13 protein-coding genes are annotated in these 11,276 nt (G+C 57.3%); 5 read left to right on the forward strand and 8 right to left on the reverse strand.

The window, feature by feature from the left end; translation table 11 throughout:
* Window positions 1-94: 94 nt before the first annotated feature.
* Genes BN873_RS11130 through BN873_RS11165 form a run of 8 tightly spaced genes read right to left on the reverse strand, consistent with a single transcriptional unit; the run spans window position 95 to window position 4,347 of the window.
* The gene (locus tag BN873_RS11130) at window positions 95-277 is read right to left on the reverse strand and encodes a hypothetical protein (RefSeq protein WP_048673671.1); all 183 of its coding nucleotides are present in this window, start codon (window positions 275-277) and stop codon (window positions 95-97) included.
* On the reverse strand, window positions 274-561 hold the full coding sequence (locus tag BN873_RS11135) for a hypothetical protein (RefSeq protein ID WP_048673672.1): 288 nt from the start codon (window positions 559-561) through the stop codon (window positions 274-276). The genes BN873_RS11130 and BN873_RS11135 overlap by 4 nt, the downstream gene beginning before the upstream one ends.
* Window positions 562-909, reverse strand: coding sequence for a hypothetical protein (locus BN873_RS11140; RefSeq protein ID WP_048673673.1), 348 nt, complete (start codon window positions 907-909; stop codon window positions 562-564).
* Window position 910: 1 nt separating this feature from the next.
* Complete coding sequence (locus tag BN873_RS18795) at window positions 911-1,828, reverse strand: lytic transglycosylase domain-containing protein (RefSeq protein ID WP_053085305.1); 918 nt, start codon at window positions 1,826-1,828, stop codon at window positions 911-913.
* Entirely contained in the window at window positions 1,825-2,568 is a 744-nt protein-coding gene (locus BN873_RS18800) for a lytic transglycosylase domain-containing protein (RefSeq protein ID WP_242434417.1), read from the reverse strand. The genes BN873_RS18795 and BN873_RS18800 overlap by 4 nt, the downstream gene beginning before the upstream one ends.
* Window positions 2,569-2,597: 29 nt before the next feature.
* Window positions 2,598-3,419: a hypothetical protein gene (locus tag BN873_RS11155; RefSeq protein WP_048673674.1), complete on the reverse strand. Its 822-nt coding sequence runs from the start codon at window positions 3,417-3,419 to the stop codon at window positions 2,598-2,600.
* On the reverse strand, window positions 3,419-3,880 hold the full coding sequence (locus BN873_RS11160; RefSeq protein WP_048673675.1) for a hypothetical protein: 462 nt from the start codon (window positions 3,878-3,880) through the stop codon (window positions 3,419-3,421). The genes BN873_RS11155 and BN873_RS11160 overlap by 1 nt, the downstream gene beginning before the upstream one ends.
* A complete protein-coding gene (locus BN873_RS11165; RefSeq protein ID WP_048673676.1) occupies window positions 3,877-4,347 on the reverse strand; it encodes a hypothetical protein in 471 nt (156 codons plus the stop codon). The genes BN873_RS11160 and BN873_RS11165 overlap by 4 nt, the downstream gene beginning before the upstream one ends.
* 347 nt (window positions 4,348-4,694) lie before the next feature.
* Between BN873_RS11165 and BN873_RS11170 the strand changes: the two genes are divergently transcribed.
* The 5 genes from BN873_RS11170 to BN873_RS11190 form a co-directional block, all read left to right on the forward strand.
* Window positions 4,695-5,861, forward strand: coding sequence for a PAS domain-containing protein (locus tag BN873_RS11170; protein ID WP_048673677.1), 1,167 nt, complete (start codon window positions 4,695-4,697; stop codon window positions 5,859-5,861).
* A gap of 41 nt (window positions 5,862-5,902) precedes the next feature.
* Window positions 5,903-7,054, forward strand: coding sequence for an acetyltransferase domain-containing protein (locus BN873_RS11175; protein ID WP_048673678.1), 1,152 nt, complete (start codon window positions 5,903-5,905; stop codon window positions 7,052-7,054).
* Between the two features lie 43 nt (window positions 7,055-7,097).
* Window positions 7,098-9,173, forward strand: a complete 2,076-nt coding sequence (locus tag BN873_RS11180) for a TonB-dependent receptor plug domain-containing protein (RefSeq protein ID WP_048673679.1) — start codon at window positions 7,098-7,100, stop codon at window positions 9,171-9,173.
* A 55-nt stretch (window positions 9,174-9,228) separates the two neighbouring features.
* Window positions 9,229-10,191 carry an ABC transporter substrate binding protein gene (locus tag BN873_RS11185; protein WP_139031692.1) on the forward strand — a complete coding sequence of 321 codons (963 nt, stop codon included), beginning with the start codon at window positions 9,229-9,231 and terminating at the stop codon, window positions 10,189-10,191.
* A gap of 9 nt (window positions 10,192-10,200) precedes the next feature.
* Window positions 10,201-11,276: histidine kinase dimerization/phospho-acceptor domain-containing protein (locus tag BN873_RS11190; RefSeq protein WP_277921595.1), on the forward strand; the 1,076-nt coding region annotated here is incomplete at its 3' end.

Consider the following 11,276-nt stretch of genomic DNA (forward strand, 5'->3'; position numbering starts at 1 on the left):
GGCGTCGCAAGCAAAAACTGGATGTAATCTTCATCGGTCACTTTCGCTGGATTCATTCCGTCCTTTTACTCCATCAGATCCAACTGCGTAACTCCTAATCTTTTAAGGAACTGGGCAGAATTTTATCGAGCGAAAACGACGAGCTATCCGCCGCCAACGCGAGATCCGGCATGAGCAGCAACAGCACAGTCAGAGCGAGCAAAAACACCAGGACCGGTTGTTTGCGATACGCCGTCACGCACTGATCGCCGAGGGTGGTAAGCGAGAAGGAAGTCATTGGTAAAAAACTCCAAGAGTTAAGAGCAAGACGACAAACGCCGCTCCGATGAGCAGCAACACGCGCGGCGCCTGGAGAAACGCTCCCTGCGCGGCGTTCGCACTGACCTGGAAGACCCAGGCCAAAACCAAAGCGCCGCCCAGGGCGAGACAGGCGGCAAACAAAGCACCGGCAAAATGGGGCGCTTCTAAAGACGTGGCGGCTTTAAAGGCCATCAACACATCGCTTAACGAGGCCACATCCACGCGGGGCAATGGCAGCAGCCCTTCCAAGAAACTCATCATTTAGCGGCGCACCGTGAGCGAATCCGTCACCGGGGCGGGCGGGCTGGTCAGGACGGTTTGATGGGTTTCATTGAGATACGCGCTGGCCCGCTCGCGCGTGGTCCGCAATTGCGCGAGAAACGCGCCATAGTTGAAGCGAATCGGCGCACGATCCCCGGCATGGCGATGGGCTAACCGCTCGCCGTGCTCGATGAGATAGTCCAACTCCTGAATGATCGCGGCGATGGCTTGCCGCTGCGTGAGGTCCTGTGCCGTCGCCCAGGGGGTGACCAGCACCAAACTGCCGATGAGGAACAGGCGTGGGCTGAAGAAAGCCTGCCGAAACCGCCGGGACAACAAAAAGGTCATATCAACCTCCGACAGAGTGGGCCATGAAGTGACGAACCCGACGCACGTAGGTTTGCGTTTCCGGGTAGGGTGGAATGCGGCGACCGTAGCGATTCACCGCGCCTTCACCGGCGTTGTAGCCCGCGACGGCTAAGGCGAGATCGTTGTCGAAATAGGCCAAGAGCCATTTGAGGTAGCGACTGCCCGCGCGCAAATTCGCCTCCGGATCGTGGCGTTGGTCGCGCGGCAAGCCAAAGCGCTCCGCCGTCGCCGGAATCAACTGCATGAGTCCCACCGCGTTCTTGGGTGAGACGGCGGCGGCGTTATAGGCCGATTCCGCGGCCACGATGGCGTGCACCAGACGCGGATCAAGCCCTTCTTCGGTGGCAATACGATCCACCAACGGCGCCCAGCGCTGGGCGCGCGCCGTAGAAGCCCTGGAACGACGGGAAGAGGCGATGTCGGTGCGGGTCTCCCCGACCGAAGACGCAGGGCGTGCGTCGGCGGCATTGAGGCGGCGTGCGGCGAGCGCCATCGCCAACTGGCGCGCGGCCTCATTTAAGGTCACGCGCGGCGAGGTGATCGCCTGGGGGGGCAGGCCCGGAACGCTGTGCAGCGCTAACCCTAAGGGACCGACGTAGATCCGCAAACCCGCGGCTTGGCCGGTCGCCACCGTGGCGGCCATCGCCGCGCGATCGGCCGGATAGACGGTTTCACAGAGCGCCTGCGCGCACCGTCGCACGGTCCACGGCCACGGGATCGGGGTCGGCGCAAAGCGGGATTGCCGCCCCGCGCGCTGAAGCGCCAGTTGATACAACGCCGCCGCCGACAGCTGATAGCGCGCCGCGATTTGGCGATACAGCAGTGGGGCCTCTTGCGCGTGCGCGCCCGGACCTGCGGTCAGCAGCGCGAGAGCGAAGCCGGCCGTCGCGCGTCTCATGGCGATTCCGCCCCCGTCGCGCGTTCGGACGTGATCGAATCGCTCCGTCCGTTTTGGCGGGTGGGCGCGCGCACCCGGCGACGGCTTTCCTCGACCTGCGCCATCATCGTGCGCAGTTGTCGATGACGTGCTTGTTCACGATAGAGCGCGTAATACCCTTTCACCCGGCGTACATACTGCTGCGTTTCTTTGTACGGCGGAATTTGACGGCCGTACTTTAAAACCGCGCCTTCCCCGGCATTATAACCGGCCAGGATGAGATCGAGATGGCCGCCAAAAAGCCGCGTCAGGACTTTTAAGTACCGAATCCCGGCGCGGATGTTTTTATGCGGCTCGAACCGCTCGGCCGACGTGAGGCCAAATCGGGCGGCGGTTCCCGGCATCATCTGCATGAGGCCCCCGGCGCCCACCGGCGACAGGGCGCGCGGGTTGTAGCGCGATTCTTGGGAAATCACGGCATGGACCAAGAGGGGATCGATGTTTTCGCTTAAGGCCAGCGCGTCAATGAGCGGCGTTAAGGCTTCCCGCCGCTGCGAACTGAGGGGACTGAGCGCCGCGGCGGGTACACCCGCGCTTAAATCGCCGGTCACGGCTTGGCGGCTTTCCGGATAAGCCGTGCGAAAGTGCGAGACCGGGGTGCGCGTTTCGGTGAATTCCTGCGGTGCTGACGCGGCGGCCGCCCGGCGACGATCGGGTCGCTCCGAGCAACCGATGAGCAAAAGGAGGCTTAAAAAGCTCATCAATACCCCCACGTTGCGCACAGGGCGCATTACAGCGTGCCAATGACCACGCCCTGGCGCCGGAGGAGTGCGAGCGGCGGCGTTAAGGCATAGCCATCAAAGATCACCGGATCGTAACGGCGCGGCTCGATCCGAGCCGTGGCCGCCGCCTTCGCAGCCGGGTCTAATCCGGCGCCGGGCCACTGTGCAAGCCAGGTGGTGAGCGCGTGGGGATCGGTAAAACCTCGGCCATACACCCGCACGCGCACGCCGGGAAGGGCTAACAGCGCGCTTAATTTGGCATGGCAGGGCGCGTGACAGGTCGGCGTGATGAGAAGATCCACCGCATCGCCCGCTTGCGGCGTCGGCGGGGGCGTGGGGGGCGTGGCGGGATCGGACGTGCGCGCCACCGTGGCGTCCGAGCCGTCTCGCTGGGCGCGTGCTGCCCAATAGTCCGGCGCATTCGCCGCTTGCGGGAGTTTGGAAAAATCCACCGGCGCTTCCAGTCCAAAGCGTCGGAGTTGCACGCTGGCGACGAGTTGCGCAAAGCCCGTCTGTTGCGCGATCCGGTGGCGCTCGGCGAGCAGATATTTTTCGGCATAGCGCGCCCGTTGCGTGGGGTCGGTTTCGATTAAGCCCAGCACCATCACCGGATCAAGGTGTTGATAAAAATACCGCCCCTCCACCACCATAAAGGTCTGATAGCGTTGCACTTCCGGCAAGGTCAAGTCCCAATGATCAGCCAGCTCTTGATCGCTGGCGGGGCCGAGCGCCGTGTGTTCAATTGTCGTCGGCTCGATCCGGGCCGGTTCGGCGTCGACACCGAGCGGGATCAGCGCACTCACCAGCGCCAGGGGGAGCCAGGGGCGCACTAGCAGCGATCTCCAAAGCAGACGGTGGGTTCTGGCGGCGTTACGCGCGTGAGCGCATCGTTCACCGGGGGTGTGAGGGGCGCAGGGGGAGCTACCGGCGGTTCCGGCAGCCGCGGCGGCGCTTTGGCGCGCTTCGCCAAACGCCCGTTGCGTTTCAGGTGCGAGGTGCTGGCGCTCACCTGCGCATCGCGCGGCCAGAACCTGGGCTGCACCGTGGGCGCAGTGGGTGGCGGTGGCGGCGATACCGCATCCTCCAGAACGGCCTTGCGCGGCGCCGTCGCTTGGCTCAGTAACACCCCATCCGGATGCGACCAATAGGTCCGCACCGCCCAGGGCGTCGTTAAGTCCCGTTCGGGATAGGGAGAGCGGTGCAGGTTAGTCGCCGTCGGCGGGGTGAGCACCGCACAGTTGCTCAAGAGCGCCACCGCCACCGCCGTCGTCAGGGTGCGAGCGGCGTTCATGGTGCGCGACTCGATTTTACGGCCGCCAAAGACCCGCTCTCGAAGCGTCCCGCCGTGGCGTTGTCCAACACAATGCCGGGCTGAAAGGTCGGCCGCACTTCAAAACTGACTAATCGATTGACCGGATCGACGACCAAGAGCCAAGCTGGTCCCGCTAACCGTTCCAGGACCGCTTTCAACGCCTGCGGTCCCACGGTGCGTTGGCTTTCCGGATAGGGTTGGCCATACAGCCGGTGAATCTCCGGGTCAGCCGCCCTCTCGGCGGCCAGCTGATAACCGCTCCCCTGCAAGATCCCCAACAGCCCTTCCAGCACCGTCCGGCCCTTAATCGTTTTGTAGACGGTCTGATCGAGATCAATCGCCTGTGGGGCTTCCGTGATGACTGCATAGCCCTGATAGATCGGGGGGGTGGCATAACTGACGGTGGCGATCAGAAGCCCTAAGGGAATGACTAACCGATGGAACATGGCCCTTACCTCTTAAGAACTTTTGAATAATTTAATATAAAAATTTTCAAATTAAAATACATTTATCAAATTTATATCTAATTCTAATCTTATTAAATTTTATATATATTTTTTCGAGTAAGATAAGGGCCGAAATGGCATCAAGAGGCCAATGGGGATCCATCAAGCTAGAATAAGGTCAACTGACTGATTTTTAGAGAGTTAAGTGCTTTTAATAGGCAAGGTGATCCCAAGGCAGGGCTAGGCGGGGTGCAAGAAAGCAGCAAGGCAGCGCGGGAATTGGTATAAAAAGGAGAAGAAAGTGTTTTTGCGTTTTTGAACTTTGCCCCCTACGACTCTTGAATCTCATGCCTTCTCTGGATCAACTTGCACACCTGTTGCGCGCGACCCTGGAAGATGCCACCCGCGTGACAGCATTGATGGATACGGCGCTGCAACAAGCCCCCCATCCGACCTTTGAGCTTTCGCACGATGGCGTCATTTGGTATCTCAATACTGTTGCTGCCGACACCCTCGGCATTACGCCCACGCAGGCCGTCGGTACGCGCCTGAGCAACTATGTGGACGATGGTTTGATGACCCAACGCCGATTGGATTCTCTGAAACGAGAGCCCGTCGCTCAGAGTTGGCCGGATCGATGGCGTCGCCACCATGAGGTGATTCCGTGTCGGATGACGGCATTCCCTATGCCAGAGACGCTGCGTACCGAACGCCCACGGGTCATTCTATGGTCGGAGCAGGTTGGTGCGCTTCCCCAAGCCGTGCGTACTGAGCATCCAAGCGGCGACTCTGGGAGGCGGGCATCACCGTTTTTCTCAGACACGACGCCGATTTATGGACGGGACCTTGATCCTTTTCTGGAAGCATTGGGCATCAAGCTGCATCGGATTTGTGAGTACTTAGGCGTCACGACGCTCGCTTGGTATAAATGGCGGCGTGAGCCGGATGAACCGATTGGGAGCCGCACCATTGAGTTGCACTTACGGCTCCTTGATGCGTATCCCGATCTCACCAAAGCGGGTGCGCATCCTCTGGATTTACAGGAAACGCTTCGCGCCCAACGCGGGATTGAAGTGAGCTTAAACGAGTTAGCGCTGCTGCTCGGGATCGAGGCGCGCACCGCCTATGCCTGGGGGCATGGCCAGCCGGTCAGTGGGCCGATTCAGGGATTGACGGCGAGCCTGCTTCACATGTTGGTTCAAAAACCGCGTTATGCCTGGGATGAGTATCGTCAGATCGTTGATCGACAAGCTGAGCGGGAAGGGGCCAGTCTTTGGGAAACCAAATCGTGGACGCGCGCGGCTGAATCCTCTTCCATCCTTGCCGCGAATGAACCCACTCACCGGCGCGGCAGAGGTCGGCGTAAGCGCGTTCAGGACAATAGGATAAATCGCTTATCCGAGCCATCTACGAGCACAGAGCCAACCGAGCAAGTTAATCCCGCCAAGGATGGGTCCTCAGAGGTTGAAAACCCACGCAGTAAGGGCGCATTTCCCCGTAACAAACGGAAGTAGCGTGATGATCCCTTAGCCCGTCCTTCAAAGGCGCTTCCTCAGTGAACCTGCCGCGCGCGCTTTCCCCCGCCACGCGCATTGAGTCGATTGACTGGGTGCGCGGGCTCGCGATGGTGTTGATGGCGTTGGATCATGCTCGAACCTATTTAGCGGACTTTCGGCTTGATCCTCTCGATCTTCAACAGACCTCGGTCGCGTTGTTTTTAACGCGCTGGATCACCCATTTCAGTGCGCCGGTGTTTATTTTCCTAGCCGGGATGAGCGCCCAACGCTTGTCCTTACGATTACCCCCCGCCCATCTCACACATGCGCTTTGGCTGCGCGGCATCTGGTTGGTTTTTTTGGAGCTGACTCTGATGTATTTCATCTGGACTTTTAAGCTTCCAGGGACCGGTTACCCTCATTTCGGTGTTATCTGGGCCATCGGGTGGTCGATGGTTTTGTTAGGGTTCCTCGTCCGGATACCGACTATGCTGCTTGCGATATCAAGCTTAGGGATCATCGTTGGGCATCACGTTCTCGATAGCCTTGACGTGCAATCCTGGGGTGCGCTGGGCGAGTACTGGCCGATCCTCCACGGAAAAGGGATGACGCCGCTGGGCAGGGTTGTCTATCCGTTGATGCCTTGGGTTGCTGTGATGGCCAGTGGCTTTGTGGCAGGCGGGGTTTTTGATTGGACGCCTGCGCGACGGCGGGTTTTTTTGATGCGCTTGGGTACAGCGTGCCTGGTGTTGTTTTTGGCTCTGCGCTTGACGAATAGCTATGGCGATCCCCATCCGTGGACACCGCAACCGCGCCCTCTTTTTACATTACTTTCGATCCTCAATGTCGAGAAATACCCGCCCTCGCTCGATTTTCTCTTGATCACCCTGGGGTGTGCGTTTTTATTACTCGCCATCGTTGAACAAACTCACTCCAAGCTCAGTGGCGTTTTAAAGCTGTTTGGCCGTGTTCCGCTCTTTTTCTATCTCTTCCATCTTTTCGTTGCCCATCTGGCGGCTGGAGTGGTGGCGGTCGCTATGGGCTTTGATCTCACGCTGCTGGCGAAAGATCCGATTGCAGCAGGTTGGGGCTTTCCGTTACCGCTTGCCTACGGCGTTTGGCTTGTTATGTTGACGTTGCTGTATCCGCTTTGCCGATGGTTCGACACCCTGAAGCATCGCACCCAAAGCGGATGGCGGCGTTATCTTTAAACGCTCAATCGCAAGCGCTGCATGGCGCACTCAGGAGGCGGATATGATCATTCCTGTTCGGTGGTTCGCCATAAGCCTCAGTTTTAGTTCATTTTACGCTTGGAGTGCGGAAGAGTATGTTTTCGGTCCAACGCTGGATCAAAAAGATCAAGTGGCCGACGTATTGGTTTCGGTCGCGACAGGGCACGCGCAGCGCGTTGAAACGGCCCCAGCGGTGATTTCCGTGATTACAGCAGATCAAATCAAGGCGCTTGGTGCTCACGATCTATTCGATGTGTTGCGCACCGTCCCAGGCTTCTTTTTGGGAGAAAACACGATTCAAGTAGAGCCGATTATCTCCGTGCGTGGTTTTAAATCCTCCTACAATCAAAATGTATTGGTGTTGTTGGATGGGATTCCCCAAAGCCATTATGCCACTGGCGATCGGATGGCGGTTTTGGGAAAAATTCCTATGGATCTCATTGAACGCATTGAAATTATGCGCGGGCCAGGCTCTGCTCTTTATGGCGCTGACGCCTATTCGGCGGTCATTGACATTATTACGCGCACGAAAGCGCCACAAAAAAACCAGATCACTCTGGGCAGCGGCTCGCAGCGCACCCAGCAGGCGCGGGCCTTAGGGGGCGGTCAATGGGGAGGCTTTGATTGGGTGGGCGCTATTGATTATCAACGCACAGACGGCCATCGCCCGTTGATCGCTGCGGATACGGCAACGCTCTTGGATGGCCTGTTTCAGACCAATGCCTCTCTGGCGCCTGGCCATGAAAATACCTTTCTAGGCTTACTGGGTGCCCAGCTGAATGTCACGAATGAACATCACGCCTTTATGCTGCGCACATCCCTGGGCCGAGATATTGGGATGGGCGTCGGCCTCGCCAATGCGCTTGATCCCTTTGGACGGGTTGACCTAACGACGGTGGAGGCTCGCTATACTTGGAAGACTCAAGGCGATGACTGGAAAGCCAATGTCGTTTTCGATCAATCAGTTTATGAATCCGCCCTTAAAAACGCTCACTATCTACCGCCAGGCGCATTAGGGCTTTCCGAAGGTGTTATGACCGAGAGTGTTACGCAACAAAAAACCACCCGATTGCAAGGCACCTACCATTATACGGGGGTGCAATCGCACCATGTGACCTTGGGTGCTGGCATAGAGTCGGGGAAAACCCACGTTCCCTTGGAAAAACGTAACTTCTCGCTGAGTGGTAATCAACTGATTCCGTGGGATTCGATGCAAGTGATTAATGATCCTGCATTATTAACCTTCGGCGCGCGCGATTTTTCCCACGACTTACAGTTTGTATATGGGCAAGACGAGTGGCGCATTTCACCCAGCTGGACGCTCACAGCCGGATTGCGTTATGACCACTATTCAGACTATGGCCATCAATTCAACCCGCGCCTTGCGCTGGTGGGTGAGCTTTCGCCGTACTTGACGACAAAACTCATCTACGGACGCGGTTTTCGAGGGCCCTCGTTAGTCGACACCCAGGCGCAACAGGTCCCGAGCCTGAAAGGCAACCGGACTCTGCGTCCAGAAATCGTCAACAGCCTTGAGCTAGCCTTTGATTATCGCTTACGGCCCGATCTGTTACTGCGGCTTAATCTCTTTCATCAAAAAACCGATGACCAAATTCAGATCGTAACCCAAGCCGATCAAACTAATTTTCCACAAAATACGGCACGACAAATCAACCGAGGTGGTGAATTGGAAGTGAAATGGGACCTAACGCCGCAGACGCAAGGGTCTGTGGGTTACAGCTATCAAGACAGCGTTGATAAAACAACTGACACCGATACGGGCTACCACCCTCACCATCTCGCTTATATGCGCTGGCAATTCCGACAAAAACCGTGGCAGTGGACGTTACAAGCGCGCTATGTCGGCTCGCGAGACCGGCGGGTTGAAGATGCCTTCAGAACGAAGGCGGATACTTACACCCTGATGGATGCATGGGTTCAGCATACGCTTTCTCCCAACCTGGAGGTTGGTTTAGAGATTCGGAATCTGTTGGATACCCAGGCGAACGATGCGGGTCCCGGGACGCTTGAGAATTTCCCAAGCGATATCCCGCTTTCAGGACGGACCTACTATTTCACAATAACAACGCATTTTTGAGAGCGATGACGAGGGTATGAGGCGTTAATGACCCTTAGTGATCAAGGGCTTGTTTATGATGGCGTGGTTCTCTCGCCTGTGCACAACAGTGACGTTAGGCGGTGCTCGTGCGATCTCGATCTTCTTGAGCGTGGTTTTTTATTTCTTGTGGATTGGCGCGCTGCGTGGCGAGGTTCTGATTATCTACCCGGAGGTCACGGAGCCTTTTCGCGAAGCGTTTACCCAAATGATCATGGGTGTGACGAAAGCGGTTGGCGAACCCATTCAAACGCAGCGATTGCCGATCACCGCGACGCGCGAGGATTTTCGGCAACTTCTCGCCAACCGGAAAGATCAGGCGATCTTGTTGCTGGGCCAACGGCCACTCAGTTTTTACGAAGAGCGGTTGATGGGGCGTTCCCCAGTCTTCATCAGTGGCATTGATGCGCTCCCCGGCCAAATCAAGCTACCGGGTGTTAGCTTGGCGATTGACCCTGCGCTTTCTCTGCGCGCTTTGCGAGATTTATTGCCCCATTTAGAAAAAGTGGTGGTCTACTACGATGCGCGGGATCAGCCTTGGTTGGAGCGGATCAAGCAGCTTGCCCAAGCGCAGAATTGCGCTATCGAATCCATTAGCGTCAAGAATGCAACGGACGTAGCGCGCGCACTCGGCGAGACCTTCAAATCGATTAATCCCCAAACCATGGCTCTTTGGTTTGGACGCGATACGATCGCCTATAACACCGAAGTTCTCTATCCCTATATCCTGGAACAATCGTGGGATCGGCGCGTCGCGGTGATTTCCGATACCCTCGCCCATGTACGTCGGGGCTTTCTATTAGCCTACTACCCCGACTTCGCAAGTGTGGGATCGCAGGTAGGCTATCTTATTCATCGCCGAGACCGTCCCGTCCCGGTGGGTTTGCAATGGTCGGCATCCGGCCATCTTTCACTGAATGTGCGCACGGCCAAACATTTAGGCATTGAGATCCCCGCTGCGCTGCTCCAACAAGCCACGCCCGTTTTTCCAACGCCATAAGGCAGGGACATGGAAAAAGTCTCACGATCTCACCCGTTAACCTTGCAGCAAATCTTCGTGGCCGCTTATGGGATGAGCATGGTGCTCTTGATCTTGGGGGTCCATCATTTGTTACAAAATCGTCTGACCCAATATCTTTATCATGACCTTGCAGACAACGGGCGGGTGATTCTGGAGCGCCTCGCGGAGGAAAGCCGGTTTTCGCTGATTCAACGTACCGCTGAGAACATTCAGCCGCGTCTCGATGTGATCGCGACCTATCCCCATGTGTTGGGGGTTCTGGTGGCTCCACCGCACGGCCTTCCTCTGGTTTCAAAAGGACGAGCGCTATCGGCGCTAGATCCTGAACAAGTCGCACAGCTGGTCAAGACGCAGACGCGCTTTACAGAACAGGTTTTAACCCTCTACGCGCCCGTTTCAGAGATCAGCCAGAGTCCCTTCGAAGCAACACCCTACCAACCTCTTCCCCAGCCGGTTGATGCGTCAATCCAGCCGAAGAACCCGAATAAACTCGGCTATGTGGCCATCCTCTTCGATTTAGCACCGTTGCAGGCCGATTTGGCGCGTATCAACCAATACATCTTACTGGTGATGGCGTTTGGCATGGTGCTCACGACGGCGCTTCAGCTCTGGATTTTGCGCTTGCTGACGCAACCCATCAGCCGTTTGGCGGCCTTTATGTCGCTCCCAGAGACGCTAGGCCATTTTCGCCAAGCGCCAGTGCGGGGTGTTCGGGAGGCGCAAAGGATTGCCGTCGCGTTCAATACCCTGATGATGAAGATGGCGCAAGCCCATCATGAACTGGACGTATCGCGCTCTGATCTGGCAGCACGGGTCGAAAGCGCGGTTTTAGATTTGAAACAACAGCATGCCGAATTAGAAACCGCACGGCGTCAGGCGGAGGCAGCCAGTCGCGTGAAATCCGAATTTATTGCCAATGTGAGTCACGAAATTCGAACGCCCATGCACGGCTTTCTGGGTTTTTTAGACCTGCTCGGCGAGACGCCGTTAACCCCAACCCAACGCAGTTACTGGCGTTTTTTAAAACACTCCGTCACCACGTTGTTGGGGCTGATGAATAAAAT

The sequence above is a fragment of the Candidatus Competibacter denitrificans Run_A_D11 genome, assembly GCF_001051235.1.
Classification (GTDB): Bacteria; Pseudomonadota; Gammaproteobacteria; order Competibacterales; family Competibacteraceae; genus Competibacter_A; species Competibacter_A denitrificans.